Annotated in this window: 21 protein-coding genes; 3 read left to right on the plus strand and 18 right to left on the minus strand. The window is 57.9% G+C overall.

Annotated features, from left to right (window positions below; all coding sequences use genetic code 11):
- The first annotated feature begins 111 nt into the window (after positions 1-111).
- Positions 112-801 carry a Crp/Fnr family transcriptional regulator gene (locus tag AVI_RS13675; protein ID WP_041696996.1) on the plus strand — a complete coding sequence of 230 codons (690 nt, stop codon included), beginning with the start codon at positions 112-114 and terminating at the stop codon, positions 799-801.
- A gap of 171 nt (positions 802-972) precedes the next feature.
- Here AVI_RS13675 and aidB read toward each other — a convergent pair whose 3' ends face one another.
- From aidB to AVI_RS13705, 6 genes are all read right to left on the minus strand, one after another.
- On the minus strand, positions 973-1,791 hold the full coding sequence (gene aidB, locus AVI_RS13680) for an AidB family quorum-quenching N-acyl homoserine lactonase (protein ID WP_015916897.1): 819 nt from the start codon (positions 1,789-1,791) through the stop codon (positions 973-975).
- Between the two features lies 1 nt (position 1,792).
- Positions 1,793-2,404 carry an urease accessory protein UreG gene (ureG, locus tag AVI_RS13685; RefSeq protein WP_015916898.1) on the minus strand — a complete coding sequence of 204 codons (612 nt, stop codon included), beginning with the start codon at positions 2,402-2,404 and terminating at the stop codon, positions 1,793-1,795.
- A gap of 54 nt (positions 2,405-2,458) precedes the next feature.
- A complete protein-coding gene (locus tag AVI_RS13690) occupies positions 2,459-3,151 on the minus strand; it encodes an urease accessory protein UreF (RefSeq protein WP_015916899.1) in 693 nt (230 codons plus the stop codon).
- Positions 3,152-3,157: 6 nt separating this feature from the next.
- Positions 3,158-3,619, minus strand: a complete 462-nt coding sequence (ureE, locus tag AVI_RS13695) for an urease accessory protein UreE (protein ID WP_041696999.1) — start codon at positions 3,617-3,619, stop codon at positions 3,158-3,160.
- A 197-nt stretch (positions 3,620-3,816) separates the two neighbouring features.
- A complete protein-coding gene (locus AVI_RS13700) occupies positions 3,817-4,635 on the minus strand; it encodes a GGDEF domain-containing protein (RefSeq protein WP_139191449.1) in 819 nt (272 codons plus the stop codon).
- Positions 4,636-4,973: 338 nt separating this feature from the next.
- Positions 4,974-5,513, minus strand: coding sequence for a peroxiredoxin (locus AVI_RS13705; RefSeq protein ID WP_015916902.1), 540 nt, complete (start codon positions 5,511-5,513; stop codon positions 4,974-4,976).
- A 21-nt stretch (positions 5,514-5,534) separates the two neighbouring features.
- Here AVI_RS13705 and AVI_RS30580 point away from each other — a divergent pair, with 21 nt between their 5' ends.
- Both AVI_RS30580 and AVI_RS13710 read left to right on the plus strand, forming a co-directional pair.
- Positions 5,535-6,011 carry a hypothetical protein gene (locus tag AVI_RS30580; RefSeq protein WP_139192588.1) on the plus strand — a complete coding sequence of 159 codons (477 nt, stop codon included), beginning with the start codon at positions 5,535-5,537 and terminating at the stop codon, positions 6,009-6,011.
- 120 nt (positions 6,012-6,131) lie between these two features.
- Positions 6,132-7,391 carry a glycosyltransferase family 4 protein gene (locus AVI_RS13710; RefSeq protein WP_187152364.1) on the plus strand — a complete coding sequence of 420 codons (1,260 nt, stop codon included), beginning with the start codon at positions 6,132-6,134 and terminating at the stop codon, positions 7,389-7,391.
- A gap of 114 nt (positions 7,392-7,505) precedes the next feature.
- Here the strand turns inward: AVI_RS13710 and AVI_RS13715 are convergent, their stop codons facing one another.
- From AVI_RS13715 to urtD, 12 genes are all read right to left on the minus strand, one after another.
- The gene (locus tag AVI_RS13715) at positions 7,506-8,048 is read right to left on the minus strand and encodes a hypothetical protein (protein ID WP_041697003.1); all 543 of its coding nucleotides are present in this window, start codon (positions 8,046-8,048) and stop codon (positions 7,506-7,508) included.
- 150 nt (positions 8,049-8,198) lie between these two features.
- Positions 8,199-9,911: an urease subunit alpha gene (ureC, locus tag AVI_RS13720; RefSeq protein ID WP_015916905.1), complete on the minus strand. Its 1,713-nt coding sequence runs from the start codon at positions 9,909-9,911 to the stop codon at positions 8,199-8,201.
- Between the two features lie 2 nt (positions 9,912-9,913).
- Positions 9,914-10,558: a hypothetical protein gene (locus AVI_RS13725; protein WP_015916906.1), complete on the minus strand. Its 645-nt coding sequence runs from the start codon at positions 10,556-10,558 to the stop codon at positions 9,914-9,916.
- A 15-nt stretch (positions 10,559-10,573) separates the two neighbouring features.
- A complete protein-coding gene (locus AVI_RS13730; protein WP_015916907.1) occupies positions 10,574-10,984 on the minus strand; it encodes a lysozyme inhibitor LprI family protein in 411 nt (136 codons plus the stop codon).
- Entirely contained in the window at positions 10,981-11,286 is a 306-nt protein-coding gene (locus AVI_RS13735; protein WP_015916908.1) for an urease subunit beta, read from the minus strand. The genes AVI_RS13730 and AVI_RS13735 overlap by 4 nt, the downstream gene beginning before the upstream one ends.
- A gap of 94 nt (positions 11,287-11,380) precedes the next feature.
- Complete coding sequence (locus AVI_RS13740) at positions 11,381-11,635, minus strand: DUF1272 domain-containing protein (protein ID WP_015916909.1); 255 nt, start codon at positions 11,633-11,635, stop codon at positions 11,381-11,383.
- A 4-nt stretch (positions 11,636-11,639) separates the two neighbouring features.
- Positions 11,640-11,942, minus strand: coding sequence for an urease subunit gamma (locus tag AVI_RS13745; RefSeq protein ID WP_015916910.1), 303 nt, complete (start codon positions 11,940-11,942; stop codon positions 11,640-11,642).
- 23 nt (positions 11,943-11,965) lie between these two features.
- Positions 11,966-12,802 carry an urease accessory protein UreD gene (locus AVI_RS13750; RefSeq protein WP_015916911.1) on the minus strand — a complete coding sequence of 279 codons (837 nt, stop codon included), beginning with the start codon at positions 12,800-12,802 and terminating at the stop codon, positions 11,966-11,968.
- Positions 12,803-12,806: 4 nt separating this feature from the next.
- Positions 12,807-13,805, minus strand: a complete 999-nt coding sequence (locus tag AVI_RS13755; protein WP_015916912.1) for a CE1 family esterase — start codon at positions 13,803-13,805, stop codon at positions 12,807-12,809.
- Positions 13,806-13,955: 150 nt separating this feature from the next.
- On the minus strand, positions 13,956-15,299 hold the full coding sequence (locus tag AVI_RS29170; RefSeq protein WP_015916913.1) for a CE1 family esterase: 1,344 nt from the start codon (positions 15,297-15,299) through the stop codon (positions 13,956-13,958).
- Between the two features lie 201 nt (positions 15,300-15,500).
- The gene (gene urtE, locus AVI_RS13765) at positions 15,501-16,196 is read right to left on the minus strand and encodes an urea ABC transporter ATP-binding subunit UrtE (protein WP_015916914.1); all 696 of its coding nucleotides are present in this window, start codon (positions 16,194-16,196) and stop codon (positions 15,501-15,503) included.
- 11 nt (positions 16,197-16,207) lie between these two features.
- Entirely contained in the window at positions 16,208-16,963 is a 756-nt protein-coding gene (urtD, locus tag AVI_RS13770) for an urea ABC transporter ATP-binding protein UrtD (RefSeq protein WP_015916915.1), read from the minus strand.
- Position 16,964: the final 1 nt, after the last annotated feature.

Consider the following 16,964-nt stretch of genomic DNA (forward strand, 5'->3'; position numbering starts at 1 on the left):
CAGCTATGATGTCCCACGCAAGACCGAGCCGTTGCGACCACCAATTCCCCTTATGAACCATACCGCTATCAGGCGGGCGCTGCTGCGCAAGGGCTGAAGGAAAAGGACGGTCTGGCCGTGAACAAGGTTTTGAATTTGAACAGTCGCGATCGCAATATTCTGGTAAAATCACCCCTGATGGCCACGCTCGGCCCGGGCTCTTTAAACCGGATGCTGGAACTGGCGACAGTGTTGAGCTTCGAGGCGCGCGATATTCTGTTTCGCGAAGGCGACCCTGCCGATTATTTCTATTGCGTGCTGACCGGCTATGTCCGCCTTTATCGCCTGAACAAGGACGGTCGCGAAGCCGACATCCGCATCAGCGGCGGTGGTGATACCTTTGCCGAAAGCCTGTTGGCCATGGGCGATACCTATCACTATAACGCCCAGGCGGCGGAGCATGTGACCGTGGCGCGATTTGACCTTGCCAAAGTACGCCAGCTTGCAGAGCAGGAAAACGACATTGCCCGTTCAGTGATCCGCTGCCTGTCCAATTATCTGCGCAGCACCATGGATTGCATCGCCAATGACCGACTGCAAACCGCTCCGCAACGCGTAGCACAATATCTGATCGACAATTGCCCCAATAGCGGCGGTGCCGTGTCGATCCGCCTGCCCTTCCAGAAAAGCCTGCTGGCCGGCAAGCTGGGCCTTGCGCCCGAAGCCCTGTCACGCGCTTTTTCCACCCTGCGGCACAGCGGCGTCACTGTGCGCGGCCGGATGGTCCAGATCAACGATGTCAACACACTCCGACAGATTTGACAGGCATAGTATCGCTGAAAGATGTCGCGAGAGATTTTCCAAAAGATCTGTTCCTGTCGCCTTTCCGATATAATGTCAGGTTTTGAAAATCGAAAATGGTGAAAGGGACAAGTTGAAAACGGGGCATATATCCGCTTTTGTCGCTTTCGCTTTTCCCGCCGTCCTCAAAGATCAGGCCGCGACGAGATGCCAGCCCTTGTCTGCTTTTTCCACCCGCATGAAACCGGAAACATGGCCGCCTGAGGCAGTCCAGCCTTTTTCGCTTGCATGGGTGAAGATGGTCCGGCGGCTGTTGGCGCCCTGTCTGGCATCCGCGTCGTAGATGAAGCAGAAATCGGGATCATCAAGTTGAAGTTTGGGCGCATGCACAAGATCGCCCCAAAGCACGAGCTTTTCCGCCCCCTCGCCAATCAGATAGCCGGAGTGACCAGGCGTGTGGCCGGGCATGGAAACCATCTCTATTCCAGGAAGTACTGGCCCTTCCGGGACAGGGCGCACACGATCTGGATAGATTTCCAGCAGGCGTGCAGCGATGTCGAAGCCACCACGCCGATAGACGGGGATGGTCTCCTTCAGCGCGACATTGGTAAAAAAGGCCAGATCCGCTTGCGGGACGACGATTTCCGCTTGCGGAAAATATTGTCCGGCGGCGTCAAAAAGGCCCAGCGCATGGTCGCCATGCAAATGGGTGAGGAGAACCCGGCGCACATCGGCGCGGCTTATTCCAGCCCTTTCCAGCGCAGCCCTTCCAAGCCCCAGTTCAGGACCCCAATAAGGGCCTGTTCCCGCATCGACCAGGGTAAGGCCGTCAGCGCTCGACAGCACGAAGAAATTGACGTCCATATCAATGGTGGGTGCCGGCCACGCCGCGACCGCTGCATTTCGCACCACGTCACTGCTGGCGTGATCCAGATGTTCAATCGGCGCTCTAAAAACACCATCGACCATGATCGTCACATCATAGCACCCGAAACGACGTATATCCGTCATGTCAAAGGCCTCCATGGCTTTCAAGGAAGCGAACGATGTCGGCCACGCCCTCGCCACGCTTCAGGTCGGAAAACACATGCGGACGGGCGTCGCGCATACGCGCCGCATCGCGATCCATCACATCAAGATCCACCTCGACATAGGGTGCCAGATCCTTCTTGTTGATGACAAGCAGATCCGAGCGGGTAATGCCCGGTCCGCCCTTGCGGGGGATTTCTTCGCCCTGACAGACCGAGATGACATAGATCGTCACATCAGCCAGATCGGGCGAAAAGGTCGCGGCCAGGTTGTCGCCACCGGATTCGATGAAAATCACGTCGAGATCGGGAATGCGCTCGTTCAGTCCGGCAATCGCCTGGAGATTGATTGACGCATCCTCCCGGATCGCCGTATGCGGACAGCCGCCGGTCTCCACGCCCACCACCCGGTCAGAAGACAGCGCTTGCATACGGATCAAAGCGTCGGCATCCTCACGGGTGTAGATATCATTGGTGACGACGGCCACCGAATAGCGGTCACGCATCGCCTTGCACAGCTTTTCCGTCAGTGCCGTCTTGCCCGAACCGACCGGGCCACCAATTCCGACCCGCAACGGACCATTTGCCGATTTCATGCTTTTCCCCTTGTTATTCTCTTGTTCTTATCCAAGCTTCTAAAGCTGGCGATATCACGACCGGAACAGTCGCACAGATTGACCTTCGTGGCGCGCCGAAACGATGTCTGCGGCAATCGTCGCGCTGCCAAGATCGTCCAACCCCGTCTGAACGGCACGGGCAGCCAATCTTGCCACAGGCGCCTCAAGCCGCGACAGAATGGCGAGGCCACCGGTCTGGCCGATCAGGCTGAGGCGAATACCCGCCGAGACCTGCTGCGACAGGGCCGCATGCAAATAGGCGGCAAGCACTGCCTCGCAACCTATCCCCTGACTGGCGCCGACCGCCCCAACCGCCACCGGATAGGCGACTGGATTGGGCGACAGAGCCGAAAGCGGGTCCGCCCAGGCGCGGGCCGCTTCACGAAACGCCGCGCCGAGCGCCGTCGTTTCCTGATAGCGCTCCCGAGAGCCGGCCAGCGCCAGCGCCAGATCCGACACCTCGGTTAGGGACTGCGGCACATTCCAAACCCGCCAGGCCTCAGCCAGAAGCACCGCATCGTTCCAAATTGTGCCATGGTCCAGCAGCGATGTCAGCCAGGCCAGCAACGCCTCTTGCCGCCCGGTCGCGGTCCCGCCACCATCAATCAATCCATCCTCGACCGCCTTTTCCAGTCCACCGGAATAGGCAAAGCCACCCACAGGAAAGGCCGGCGAGAGCCATGTCATCAGCCGGATCAGGCCGAGCGTGTCGAGAGCAATGGTCATGGTCGATCAGGAATGGGCGTGATGGGCATGTGACCCATGGCTGTGATAAGCGCCACGCACCGGCTGAAACGGCTCCACCACCTCACTGACCGTCGCGCCCAAGCCCTCCAGCATGGCGCGGATCACCGGATCACGGCCGATCAGGATGCGGTCCAGCTCGATCTGGGCAGGGAGATGACGGTTGCCGAGGTGCCAGGCCAGTTCCAGCAAATGCTGCCCGTCGCGCGGCTCAATCGCGTAGAGCCGTTCATCGGCGGCCTTCACCGCGATCTGGTCACCGTTATCAAGCACCAGACGGTCGCCATCGGCAAACAGCACCGCTTCCTTCAGGTCCAGCATCACCATCTCGCCATCGGCTAGATGCAGCAGCTTGCGACGCAAATGGCGCATGTCATGGGGCAGAACAACCGTCGACACCGCCGGATCAAGGGCATCTGAGGCCGGAAGATAAGAGATCACACGCAGCATCGGCACTCCATGACCCTGCGGATCGCCAATGGCTCCGCAACGCTTATATCGATTCACTAAACCGGATTTGGCCGACAGCCTTGGATAAAGCGACAGCCTTGGCAGGCGCCGAGTTTGCGCAAAACAAGGGCCGGGCGCAACAGGCAAATGGGCCTGTGCCGTTGTTATCGCAAATCTCAAAGCAATGATCGGGCAGTTTAGGAGACGGCCTGGATAGCCTGCTTCAACGGCTGCGGGCCATGGGTCATTTCATGCACGATACAGTTGCGGCCATTGGCCTTGGCACGGTAAAGCGCGCGGTCGGCCGCCGCATAGACCACTTCCGGCCGCCTTTCCGGCGAAATTTCAGCAACGCCGATCGAGATGGATGTCGAAATCAACCGACCGTCGAAATGCAGCCGAAGGTCGGAAATACTGCGGCGGATCATGTCGATCCGCTCAAACCGCTGCTGGATCGTGTCGCCTTGGATGATCAAACCGAATTCCTCGCCGCCAAGCCTGGCCGTGACATGCGGATCATTGGCGAAATGGCACAGAATGTCTGCCACGGCCCGAATGACGAAATCGCCGGCGCTGTGGCCGTAAGCATCGTTGATCGACTTGAACCAATCGAGATCGGCGATGGCCAGCGAAGCGTTCCCCTCCGTCTGGTCCAGCGCCTCCGAAAAGGCACGCCGGTTCAGCAGGCCGGACAGACCGTCAATCCTGCTCAGATGCTCGTATTTTGCCTTGGCGATGGCGAGACTACGGATTTCACGCGCCACAAAGACGCCGGTGAATGTGGCCACGAAACTGCCCAACAACCAACTCATCGCCACGCTGAGCTTGACCGCATCGATGATCGGCATCGGCACCAGACCCAGCACCCAACAGAACGGCAGGGCAACGATCTGAAAGCCAAGTGCCAGGGAAACGGACGAAAACATCAGATGCATGACAAAGCTGAAAATGTTTCCCCTTTGCGAGAGATCTTCAAATCCTCGGCGCAGCGAAAGCCAGTTCAATATTCGAATCAATTGCCGCCCCCTTCTCTGCTTTTCTCTGGGATAGGCCTGTTTTGTGTGTCGTTTCCTAAATCAATACCTAGAATTTTAACGATTGATTGTATGGGCCATCGCATCATTTCAATACACGAACAGCCAAAACAGATCATCCGGGCAAAGGCAGGGGCGCTACCGCATAAAACGATACAGCGAACTTTAGTACGCCATGTTGGATGGACGGCGCTGTAGCGGAAATACCAGCGGCCCGCGCATCACCGAAACGAAAAAACCCGGCACGCAGCCGGGTTTTTCTGGTCACGCAGACGTGTTTAATCGCGCCTACGAAGGTTTGGTGAAAATCAGTCGCCGTCTTAGGCCGCCTGCTTTTCCTTCAGCTTTTCCAGGATATTCTGCGGCGAAGACACACCATAAGGGTCGCTATCGCAATTGTCGGAATAGCCTTCTTCTTCGAACCACTGCTCCACCACGCCATCGTTGATGATAGCCGCATAGCGCCAGGAGCGCATGCCGAAGCCGAGATTGTCCTTGGACACCAGCATGCCCATCTTGCGGGTGAACTCGCCGGAGCCATCGGGAATGAGCTTGACGTTGGCCAGGCCCTGCTGCTTGCCCCAGGCATTCATAACGAAAGCATCATTGACCGAAATGCAGTAGATGTCGTCAATGCCGGCAGACTGGAACTCGCTATAAAGCTTTTCGAAATCCGGCAGTTGGAAGGTCGAGCAGGTGGGAGTGAAAGCACCCGGAAGCGAAAAGAGCACGACTTTCTTGCCCTTGAAGTAATCATCCGAGGTCATATCTTGCCAACGGAAGGGGTTTGGGCCACCGACCTCTTCATCGCGAACGCGGGTACGAAACGTGACGCTGGGCACTTTTCTGCCAATAAGCATCGCTGATCTCCTTTGATAGACATGATGAAGCGTAAAAATGATGAAAAGCGGCCTTTTACCGGGCCACCGGGATCAGCCTTTCGATTACCGCATAACCATGTGCGGCGCAGCATAAAACAGCATGCTGGACGCCGCAGCATGCCTGACATGCGCATAGTGCATGGCGGACCCATTAGGCATTGTATAATGATGGCCAGTTTCGCTTTTAAGGCGGCAAAAGCTCAAACCGGGCAAACCGGCCTATTGCGCGCGCTGTATAGAAGACCAACCGCGATGCATTGGCCACTGCTGCCTCGACAGCAACGTATGCAATCGATCACAACTTTAACAAAGCTTCATAATAGCACATTATTGCCCTATTTTAAGATCTATACCTTTAATGGTCGATGCAGAGGGCGATTATCACATAAAAAAACAGACAAAACAGATCTTGAAGCATTGCAAAAAACTTTGTTGCGTATTTTAATCCGGAAATATTCGACCTTAACGATTTGTTAAGAATTTGCACAAAATTCGGCATCGAAACAGGCTTTCGAATGCCAATCGCCGACAGAAGATCTTTTTTGGTATTGGGTAGGGTTGGAGACGGAAACGATGTTGAATGCGAAAAAGCAGCCTATGACTCGGCACGTATTGCCGGTCGTAGAAGACACCAATGGTACAGTGGGCAGAGCCATTGACCGGGACCCCTCCGTCAGAAATACCCGTTTGTCGGTGCTGGCACCGACCCGTTACCCCTGGCGCTTCAATTCACCGCGCCACAGCCGGCACATGATCGAAAATCGCAATTTCGTGCCGATGAACTACGTATCGCCGAAGCTGGAAGGCATCACGGTCCTGTCGCCATTTCCGCCGCGCCGGTTCGACCTCATCCATGCGTTCAACCGGATACCGATGAGCGCGACGCCCTTCATGATCTCTTTTGAATCCCATATGCCGCGCGGCTTCGGCATTGAGACCTCAGCACTTTATGCCTTCATGACCCGGCGTCTGATTTCCGACCGCTGTCTCGGGATCGGCGCAATTTCCGAACATGCACGCCGGATCTTTCAAAAGACCCATAGAAACAATCCTGCCTATGAGGCGCTGAACAGGAAGCTGTTCATGCGCTATCCAAATATGGAAATCGAAGAGCGAGCGGATACGTTCAACGACGAAAACCAGGGGCCGATCCGCGTCGTCTTCGTCGGAAATCACTTTGCCCGCAAGGGCGGTTGCGTTGGCGTGCGCATGGCCGAACTCGCCATGGAGCGCGGCATTCCGCTGGAAGTCGATATCGTCTCCACGGTGGAAGTCGGACCGATGTCCTGGACTGACCCGTTGGCGCCCGGTTACTTCGACCGTTACCGCAAATTGTTGAGCCTGCCGAATGTTCGCCATGTCCAGAACATTCCAAATAGCGAAGTGCTGAAAATCCTGCGCAATGCGCATTTCTCGCTGCTGACCACATTCTGCGACACATTCGGCTTCAGCGCGATCGAGTCCGAGGCCAATTACGTGCCGGTGATTGCCACCAAACAGGGTGCGCTGCCAGAATTCATCAAGCACCGGCAAAATGGCATCCTGCTGGATCTGGACACCAATGATATCGGTGAGTGGAAACACATTGCCGACGACCGCAGCACGCCGGAATTTGCCGAGATTCATGCCCGCGAGATCGAGCGACTGGCTGAAGAAAGCCTGAACGAAGTCGTCGCCGCCATGGCCGACCAGAATGCCTACAAAGCCATGCGCCAAGCCGCCTATCGCACTGCAAAGACGATGTTTTCGGCGAAGGACGCCAATGAATTCTGGGACGATTTTTACGTTGAGGCCCTGAATGAGTACCGGACGGGCCACAATTCCTCCGGGCTGATGCAAAAGCCGTTTTCAGGCTGAACCCGTTTCAGTGGCGATGCTGCCTGCCTTTGAAAGAGGGCGACGGGAGTGGGCGTTAAAGCGTCGCCGCCTCTTCAATTCTAATAGATTTAAAGGGAAGGTAGAGGTGGGCTATCAGCCCACCACATTCGCTTTTCCGCCTTCGATAACGATGTGCCGTCCTTCATTCTCCATAAAACGCCAGTCCTCGGCCTGCGAACCATCCGGGAAAATTTGCAGGCGATAACCACCTGACAATTGGAGATCAGCTCCACAATATCTGTCGCATGTTACGGACTGGACAATGAGATGATCCGTGGCATTTACAAAGGACTTAGTGGCTTCGTCGTAACCTTGCAGCAAGGCCGCAATCCGCACGAATTGCAACGTACCAAATTGAGGATCCTCGACGTTTACAGGAGCACCCTCCTCAGGCTCCATGAAACGATCTGAGGACCCTGTCACGATCCCATTCTCCGTGACAATCCGCCAGGAGCATTGGATATGGAGCGCATGAGATCCCGTCGTTCCTGGTCTTCCCCGTGTTGAATGATGGGGGCGAATGGAGCCAAAATGGAAAACTTTCATATCTGCCGCATTGCGGGCAATGCTTAAAGGCAGACCGACAAGAACTTGCAGACTGTCCTGCAAGAAGGCTTGATTTTCAGATTCAGACATCACCACCAGTCGCAATAATACCAAGGCTCTGACATGCTCACGCGTCCCCGCCTTAAAGAGATTGCAAATATCTCAAATGCTTGCACGGCTTGAGATATTTGCAAAAGGAATACGATGAACCATTTTCAATGACTCATCGTATAACTCCCATCAAAACAAGAAATACCGCTGTGCCATCGGCAAAACAGTGGCCGGTTCGCAGGTCAGCAATTCGCCATCAGCGCGCACTTCATAGGTTTCAGGGTCGACCTCGATATGCGGTGTCAGGCTGTTGTGGATCATCGACGCCTTGGAAATGCCGCCGCGGGTGTTTTTTACCGCCAGCAATTGCTTGGAAACGCCGAGCCGCGCCGCCAGACCTACATCCAACGAGGCCTGAGACACGAAGGTGACGGAGGAGTTGGTGCGGGCCTTGCCATAGGCGCCGAACATATGCCGGTAATGCACCGGCTGCGGCGTCGGGATCGAGGCGTTGGGATCACCCATCGGGGCGGCGGCAATCGAGCCTCCAAGCAGCACCATATCCGGTTTGACGCCGAAAAACGCCGGGTTCCAGATCACCAGATCGGCGCGCTTGCCGATTTCAATCGAGCCGATTTCATGGGAGAGACCATGGGCAATGGCCGGGTTGATGGTGTATTTGGCAATATAGCGCTTGACGCGCATATTGTCGTTCTCGCCGGTTTCCGATGGCAGCCGTCCGCGCTGGCGCTTCATCTTGTCGGCCGTCTGCCAGGTACGGATCGCCACTTCGCCGACCCGGCCCATGGCCTGGCTGTCCGACGAAATAATCGAAAACGCGCCGATATCATGCAGAATGTCTTCCGCCGCAATGGTTTCCTTGCGGATCCGGCTTTCGGCAAAAGCAATATCTTCCGGGATCGATGGGCTCAAGTGATGGCAGACCATCAGCATGTCGAGATGCTCGGCCAGCGTATTGATCGTATAGGGCCGCGTCGGATTGGTGGAAGACGGGATCACATTCGGCTGGCCGCAGATCTTGATGATGTCAGGCGCATGGCCGCCGCCTGCCCCCTCGGTATGGAAGGCATGGATGGTACGGCCTTTGATGGCGCCGATGGAATCCTCCACGAAACCGCTTTCGTTCAGCGTATCGGTATGGATCATCACCTGCACATCGTAGTCGTCGGCCACCGACAGGCAGCAATCGACGGCACCGGGGGTCGTACCCCAATCCTCATGCAGTTTCAGGGCGCAGGCACCGCCCAGCACCATTTCTTCCAACGCACCCGGCAACGAGGCGTTGCCCTTGCCCGCAAAAGCCAGGTTCATCGGGAAAGCATCCGCCGCCTCGATCATCCGGGCAATATGCCAGGGACCAGGCGTGCAGGTGGTGGCGAGCGTGCCATGCGCAGGGCCGGTGCCGCCGCCCAACATGCAGGTCAAGCCGCTCATCAGCGCTTCCTCGATCTGCTGCGGGCAAATGAAATGGATATGGCTGTCCATGCCGCCCGCCGTGACGATCTTGCCTTCCCCGGCAATCGCTTCCGTGCCGGGGCCGACAATGATATTGACGCCCGGCTGGGTATCGGGATTGCCCGCCTTGCCGATGGCAACGATCCGGCCATCCTTCAAGCCGATATCGGCCTTGACGATGCCCCAGTGATCGACGATCAGCGCATTGGTTATGACCGTATCGACCGCGCCGTCCACGCGCGTCGCCTGGCTTTGCCCCATGCCATCGCGGATCACCTTGCCGCCGCCGAATTTCACTTCGTCGCCGTAATGGGTGAAATCCTTTTCCACCTCGATGAACAGTTCGGTATCGGCCAGCCGCACTTTGTCCCCGGTCGTGGGGCCGAACATGCTGGCATAGGCGGCGCGGGACATTTTAAAAGGCATGGTCAGGCTCCTTGGGACAGGACAGGTAAGGGTGAAGGCCCAAGGCGCGTCAGCCGCCCGGCCTCGATATGTGCGTCGATCACTTGCCGTTCCGCAGCGAAAGGATGGCCGTCCCAACCCGTGTGCGAAAAGCCCGCAACGAAAATCCGATCTCCGGCAAAAGCCGGATCGTGAAGAACATGGCTCATCACCACCATGCCGCTGCTCGGCGTGACATAGAGACCGGGATCGTAGGGCTCGAGCGCCGCCACTGCAGCCTCGTGGGCCAAGGCTGGTAGAACCAAATGATCCTTGCCACCACCTCTGGCAAATTCGGCAAATTCGTCAGTGTGATCGTAGAAGAGATCCTCAAGTTCAGGAAAATGCGTCAGAACCTCCGGCTTCATCGCCTCGAATTTCGCGGGATCGCGCACCGACCAGATCGCGCCGCTGGTATCGACAGCCGGACTGTTGCGCCAGGCACAATCGGCCAGCATGGCTTTGGCGGGACGGCCAGTATTGCACACCGCCATCACATCGGTGCGGTGACCGGCCATGCCGAAGTTACGTGCGCCATTGAAGCGGATAACCATATCGGCAGCATCAATGGCGTCCGCAACCTCCTGAGGAACCTCACCATTGCCAATGATCATGATCTTGCGATCCATGTCTGTCCGATCCGCTTATCGAGTTTCAGCCAAGGATTTCAATTCCTTGGTCCGCGTTTTCGTCATCTCCGCCTTGCAGGCGGCAACCTCCATGGGCTCCATCGTGCCACCCCGGACATAAAATCCCTGGGCCTCACATTGACCGTCGCGGTAATCGATCCAGGCACGCTGGGCTTTCAGCAAGGCCTTTTCAGCCCCTTTGAGGTCATCGTCCAGCGTTGCATCCTGCTCGACGAAGACCTTGCGGGTGATTTTCCATTGGGCATTCATGGCCTTGTCCGCCGCGTCGAAATCCTGCACCGCGCAGGCGGTCATATCGCTCTGGGTTTTCGGGTCCTTGCAATCAAGCGCTTGCGCCAGAACACCATGGCCAGACGACATTACCCCAAACCCTGCCAGCATGATCAGCCGCGAAACAGGCGTCATAGCGGCCCCATGACCTTCTGGCGAAAGCCATAGACCTCGCGCTTACCGGCCAGCGGGATCAGCGTCACCTCCCGGGTCTGTCCCGGTTCGAAACGGACCGCAGTCCCCGCCGGAATGTCCAGCCGCATGCCGCGCACCTTGTCCCGGTCGAAGGACAGGCCCGCATTGGTCTCGAAGAAATGATAATGACTGCCCACCTGTACCGGACGGTCGCCGGTATTGGACACTTCAATCGTCACGGTCGGCTGACCGGCATTCAGCTCGATCTCGCCACTCGCGGCAATGATTTCACCCGGTTTCATCACTGTCTCTCCCGTCATCGGTTCCCGGCAGGCCGGAAAACCACATTGTCCATGCATGAAATAATACATCCGCAACGACCGGATGGATCACCGATCAAGCCGCTCGGCCGGGCTTGCAGCCTTCCGCCTTCAGAACCCGCGTGGTGGATGGCGGATTGTTGGCGAGCTTGCCCGCCGGGCGGATGGGTCTGCGCACCAGTTCGCCGCCGCAATTGGGGCAGATCCCGGCCAGCACGCCCTCAGCACAGGCAGCGCAATAGGTGCATTCGAAGCTACAGATCATCGCCTCGCGGCTTTCAGGCGGCAGATCGCGGTCGCAGCATTCACAGTTGGGGCGAAGCTCCAGCATGGCGTCAGCGGATCGGTTCGTGGACGGTCACCAGCTTGGTGCCATCGGGAAACGTCGCTTCGACCTGCACGTCATGGATCATTTCGGCAATGCCATCCATCACCTGATCGCGGGTGATCACATGGGCGCCCGCCTCCATCAACTCGGACACGGCACGGCCATCGCGGGCGCCCTCGACGACGAAATCGGAAATCAGCGCAATCGCCTCAGGATAGTTCAGCTTGACGCCGCGCTCCAGCCTGCGCCGGGCGACCATGGCCGCCATGGAAATCAGAAGCTTGTCTTTTTCTCTTGGGCTGAGATTCATGGGTGCTCCGAAAATGATGCCGGTTACAAGGTCCAGACTTTCGGCACAGACGCGCCGTCGCGCAAGGCCGAAATCACCGGAACCAATAATTTTCTAAGGGAAAATCCATCGCTGCTGATAAAACGGGCAACCAGCTTGTCATTCCACAGGCTTATGCCGACGTCACCAAGCCCCGACGGGCGGTCCGTCAACCGTTGCAGCGCCGCCATATGTGCCTCCGCCTGCCGTCCCGTATACAGCAATGTGGCAAAAGCGACCCTGCCGCCCAGCACCGCTTTTTCAGCGGTGAGATCGGCAATAGCGCCTGTTAGCGCCAGGTCTTCGGCATGAATGAGCCGCCCTGAGCGGCGGATGCGCCAGCGGTCGCGCACCAGACCCTGACGCATCGCTTCACCCATCGCCTTGCGACCCAGCAGAACGGCCTCGACACTGAGAAATTCCGCTGTCTCATGCAGATCAACCTCCAGCCTGCGAGTCAGGGAAGCCTGATCAAACAGGATGGATTCCTGCGGCAGCCAATGGACCGCCGCCCCCTCGCCGACCGTGATGCGGCTGCTGATCGACGCCGTATCGGCGGCAGCCTTGTAGATTTTCTCGCAGGCCTGGGTGGTCAGGGTCAGATGGGTGCCATCACCGGCGGTAAAGTCCCAATCGAGCTGGTCGCCGCCGGTCAGCCCGCCGGAGGAATTGATCAGCACAGCCTCCATCCGGCCATCGAAACTTTCGGGGATACGGATCTTGGCACAGCCCTCCTGGAAGAAGGTTTCCAACCGGCTGCGGCCTTGAAACAGCTTGGTGTCCAACCGCCCGCTCCCTTTGGCGCGTTGCGGCTTGATCTGTATGGCGGGCTGTATGGTCATGCCTTCAACGCTTCGATTTCGAGAAGAAATCCCACATCATATCCGTGGCATTCAGGTCGAAGGAGACCTTGCCGATCACCTTCTGGATCTTCAGTGATGCAGTGCTGCCCGGCCATGTATGGCCCGCCCCCGCCAAACGGTAGGAGGCAATGCGCGCACCGTCCGAGCATTGAGCATACTCGGTGGTCTCGACCCGGCCCTCGGTTTTCACTGTGGGAGATTTGCACCCGTCCAACTCCGCCCAGCGATGCAGTGCGGCATCGGCGCCGTAGCCCCAATAGGGCAGGCCCTGCCCGGCGATTGGGTTGATCTTGTCGTCCAGCCCGGCAAAGGCAATCAGCGACATCGGTTTTGCGGGTTTGCAGGTCGCAGCATCCGGCACGAAACCATCGCCTTCACGCTTCGGCGCCCCGGCCCGCAGGCCGACCACCAGACCGGCAGCGGCAAAATCGGTGTTTCCATCGCAAAGATATTGCGACACCATCCGTCCGCCGCCGGAATAGCCGGTGGCGTAGAAGCGCGCCGGATCAACACAGAAATTGTCTTCGACAGCCTTGATCACATCGCGGATATAGGCTTCCTCATCGGCCTCGCCTTTGGCGACGCCCGGCACATTCCAGGCGAAATAGCCCGCCCGCTTGGTGGGCATCGACCCTTGCGGCGCGACAGCGATAAAGCCTTCGCGCTCAGCCACCCGCTCCCATTCGCTCCGGTCCAGTTGCTCATTGGCATTGCTGTCGGACCCGTGGAAATCGAACACGACCGGCACCTTGTCCTGGCTGCTATAGCTGGAGGGAATGAAATAGGAAAACACCCGCTCATGTCCGCCAGAGGTCAGTGTCATATCATAACGACCCACATCCCTGGGCTGACCGCAACCAGCTGCCGATGCGGACCCAGTGGAAAGCGTCAGAAGGGAAACGAGTGTCGCAATCGCCACAACGGACAGAGTACCAACTCTTCGCAGAACGGGCTTTTCGCATTGATTTTCAATATTTTGCATATAGTCCTCCGCAGCGGAGCCACGGTAGCAAAAGACCGATACGATGCAAAATGAAAAAATCTGGCACATGCTGGATGCGCAGACGAGTGTCTGTCAGGGTCAGATCGAACCTGACAGACAGAACCTAAGGCATCTGTCTGGATCAGAGCACTACAGCGCGTCCGCCGACATCGGGCTTTCCACCGCCTGCGGCTTGACCTTGGCCTTCATCGTCACCGAGCAGGCAGGGTTTACAGAGGCCGTTGCGCCAGCAGCCGGTTTTGCGCCATCGGCACAGGCGTTTTTGGCGATATTGTTGGCGATCAGGCGACCATCGCCACTGTCGAAGAAAGCCCACATCCGTTTGGCGGCATACATGTCTTCCTGGCTCTTGCCATCGACGCTCTTGCCATCAACGGCCTTTGCCTTGGAATTGGCGGCAGCCAGTGAGAAGCCGATAGTCTGCGCGGGCCAGTCATGCGTCTGGTCGGCAATCGTATAGGACAGGATGCGGGCACCGCCCTTGCAGCGCTCGAATTCCGCCGAGGAAATTTTCGTCCCCTTGACGATCTTGCGTTCGCCCTGGCAGCCATCCAGCTCGGCCCAGCGATTGAGTGCCGCTTCGCCGCCATATTGCCAATAGGGCCTACCACCGCCCGCGTAAGGATTGGTATTGTCCTTCAGCCCCCAGAAGGCGATGATCGACACCGGACGGCCCGGACGGCAGCTTTGCGGATCGGGCAGCCATTTTCCCTGATCGGGGCCAACGCCCTGGCGCGGCGTCCCGGCCCGCAGGCTCATGACGAAACCGGCAGCGGAGAAATCCGTATTGCCGTTGCAGATATATTGCGACAGCATCCGCCCGCCACCCGAATAGCCGGACGCATAGATACGGTCGGGATCGACACAGAACTTGGCCTTGACCAGCGCCACTGTGTCGCTGAGATAAGCGGCATCATCCGGCCCTTTGGCTTCGGTTACTGTAGAGACAGATGTACTGGGCGCGGTCGAGCTTGTCACGCTCGCGTTGGTTACGGTCCCATTCGAAACTGTGGCATTTGGCGAAACTGTGGCATTTGGCACGGTCACGCCGGGTACGGGGACCACACCCGGCACGTTCCAGGCATGGGTGCCTTCCGCCTTGCCATTCAGCCCGCCCTGTGGGGCAATGACGATGAAGCCGTTTTCCCGCGCCACGTCGGACCATTGGCTACGACCCAGCTGATCGCGGGGAAAGCTGTTGGACCCGTGCAGATCGAACACCACAGGCACCTTGGCCTTGCCGGTATAGCCTTGGGGAATGTAGGCGACCGCCGTACGCTCAATGCCACCGGACGTGAATGTCAGGTCCTGTAACCCGGCCCGGACGGTCACGCCGCAGCCGCCCGCCGCGTAAGCAAGGCCACCCGGCACCATCATGGAAACGCCGAGTGTGAACAGGCACAATAAAGTCTGGGCAGATGTTCGCGCGAAAAAACCCGGCCGCCGCAGGCCAGTCAGTTCATCGAATGTCATGAGGTCGCCTTGTTATTAGCACTCGCCGGAAAATACCACATGTTGCGCAGGCTTCAACAGAAACCTGATCGCAAATGATCAAGGCTGACATGCGTCAAACACAAAGCGTGAATATACTATGAATATACTCGGTAATTCCCCAGTAAAAACAATATATTACGCTCCAAACCCGGACACCGCATCCCATGCCTGAATGCGACATTATACCGTAAGGTGGCGGCGAGCCTCGACCGTATCCAGCGTTTCTGCACCGCCTTCATGGACGATTTCGCCGCGATCCATGATGTAGACATGGTCGGCAAGCTCCCGGCAGAAGTCGAGATATTGCTCGACCAACAGGATCGCCATGCCGGTTGAATCCCGCAAGTAGCGGATCGCCCGACCGATATCCTTGATGATCGATGGCTGGATGCCCTCGGTCGGCTCGTCCAGCACCAGGATTTTCGGGCGGGTTACCATGGCTCGGCCAATCGCCAACTGCTGCTGCTGGCCACCCGACAGGTCGCCGCCGCGCCGCGACAACATGGTCTGCAAAATAGGAAACAGCGCGAAAATATCGTCCGGGATCGTCCGGTCCTTGCGCTTCAGCGGCGCAAAGCCGGTTTCCAGATTTTCCTTGACCGACAGCAGCGGAAAGATCTCGCGCCCCTGCGGCACATAACCGACACCGTGCCGCGCCCGATTGAACGGTGCCATGCCGTTCAACACCGTGCCTTCAAAGGCAATCGTGCCTCCAGACACCGGATGCTGGCCGGTCACGGCGCGCAAAAGCGAGCTTTTACCCACCCCGTTGCGACCCAGCACGCAGGTAATCTTGCCCATGGGCGCGGTGATATTCACGCCGCGCAGCGCCTGGGCGGCACCATAGTGAAGATTGAGATTTTCAACTGTCAGCATCTTCTTGTCCTTCACCGCCCCAGATAATTCTCGATCACCCGCGGATCGTTCGAAACAAAATCGATCGAGCCTTCGGCCAGCACCGAGCCTTCGGCCAGACATGTCACCTTGACGCCGAGATCGCGGATGAAGCCCATGTCGTGTTCCACCACCACGACCGAGCGGGTCTTGGAAATTTCGCGCAGCAGAATGGCGGTCTCGGCGGTTTCGGCATCGGTCATGCCCGCCACCGGCTCATCGACCAGCAGCAGTTTCGGCTCCTGCGCCAGCAACATACCAATTTCCAGCCATTGCTTCTGGCCGTGGGACAGGTTGGCGGCGAGGTCGTTTTTGCGGGCGGTGAGCCGCACGGTTTCGAGAATGGTGTCGATCCTCTCGCGGTCCTTGGGCGTCAGCCGGTAAAACAGCGTTGAAAACACCCCGCGCGGCTTGTTCAGCGCCAGTTCCAGATTGTCCCAGACCGTATGGCTTTCAAACACCGTCGGTTTCTGGAATTTGCGGCCAATGCCGAGCTGGGCGATTTCGGCCTCGTCACGCTTGGTGAGATCCACCTTGCCGCCGTCGAAAAACACCTCGCCGCTGTCAGGCCGTGTCTTGCCGGTGATGATGTCCATCATCGTCGTCTTGCCCGCGCCATTCGGGCCGATAATGGCGCGCAGCTCGCCCGGCTCGACCACGAAGGACAGGGAGTTCAAGGCCCGGAATCCGTCGAAGGAGACGCTGACCCCGTTGAGATAGAGGAGGCTGTTGGTGGTCTTTTCGGACATG

It is taken from the genome of Allorhizobium ampelinum S4 (assembly GCF_000016285.1).
GTDB classification, from domain to species: domain Bacteria; phylum Pseudomonadota; class Alphaproteobacteria; order Rhizobiales; family Rhizobiaceae; genus Allorhizobium; species Allorhizobium ampelinum.

Excerpts from the sequence above, each read along its gene's own strand:
- urtE (WP_015916914.1), bottom strand. The coding sequence starts at position 16,196 with ATGCTGACAGTTGAAAATCTCAATCTTCACTATGGTGCCGCCCAGGCG.
- AVI_RS30580 (WP_139192588.1), top strand. The coding sequence starts at position 5,535 with ATGATGAAGCGTAAAAATGATGAAAAGCGGCCTTTTACCGGGCCACCG.
- AVI_RS13705 (WP_015916902.1), bottom strand. The coding sequence starts at position 5,513 with ATGCTTATTGGCAGAAAAGTGCCCAGCGTCACGTTTCGTACCCGCGTT.
- AVI_RS13740 (WP_015916909.1), bottom strand. The coding sequence starts at position 11,635 with ATGCTGGAGCTTCGCCCCAACTGTGAATGCTGCGACCGCGATCTGCCG.
- AVI_RS13750 (WP_015916911.1), bottom strand. The coding sequence starts at position 12,802 with ATGACCATACAGCCCGCCATACAGATCAAGCCGCAACGCGCCAAAGGG.
- AVI_RS13710 (WP_187152364.1), top strand. The coding sequence starts at position 6,132 with ATGACTCGGCACGTATTGCCGGTCGTAGAAGACACCAATGGTACAGTG.
- ureC (WP_015916905.1), bottom strand. The coding sequence starts at position 9,911 with ATGCCTTTTAAAATGTCCCGCGCCGCCTATGCCAGCATGTTCGGCCCC.
- ureG (WP_015916898.1), bottom strand. The coding sequence starts at position 2,404 with ATGAAATCGGCAAATGGTCCGTTGCGGGTCGGAATTGGTGGCCCGGTC.
- AVI_RS13715 (WP_041697003.1), bottom strand. The coding sequence starts at position 8,048 with ATGTCTGAATCTGAAAATCAAGCCTTCTTGCAGGACAGTCTGCAAGTT.
- AVI_RS13725 (WP_015916906.1), bottom strand. The coding sequence starts at position 10,558 with ATGGATCGCAAGATCATGATCATTGGCAATGGTGAGGTTCCTCAGGAG.
- aidB (WP_015916897.1), bottom strand. The coding sequence starts at position 1,791 with ATGACGGATATACGTCGTTTCGGGTGCTATGATGTGACGATCATGGTC.
- AVI_RS13690 (WP_015916899.1), bottom strand. The coding sequence starts at position 3,151 with ATGACCATTGCTCTCGACACGCTCGGCCTGATCCGGCTGATGACATGG.
- AVI_RS13745 (WP_015916910.1), bottom strand. The coding sequence starts at position 11,942 with ATGAATCTCAGCCCAAGAGAAAAAGACAAGCTTCTGATTTCCATGGCG.
- AVI_RS13755 (WP_015916912.1), bottom strand. The coding sequence starts at position 13,805 with ATGCAAAATATTGAAAATCAATGCGAAAAGCCCGTTCTGCGAAGAGTT.
- AVI_RS13735 (WP_015916908.1), bottom strand. The coding sequence starts at position 11,286 with ATGAAACCGGGTGAAATCATTGCCGCGAGTGGCGAGATCGAGCTGAAT.
- ureE (WP_041696999.1), bottom strand. The coding sequence starts at position 3,619 with ATGCTGCGTGTGATCTCTTATCTTCCGGCCTCAGATGCCCTTGATCCG.
- urtD (WP_015916915.1), bottom strand. The coding sequence starts at position 16,963 with ATGTCCGAAAAGACCACCAACAGCCTCCTCTATCTCAACGGGGTCAGC.
- AVI_RS29170 (WP_015916913.1), bottom strand. The coding sequence starts at position 15,299 with ATGACATTCGATGAACTGACTGGCCTGCGGCGGCCGGGTTTTTTCGCG.
- AVI_RS13730 (WP_015916907.1), bottom strand. The coding sequence starts at position 10,984 with ATGACGCCTGTTTCGCGGCTGATCATGCTGGCAGGGTTTGGGGTAATG.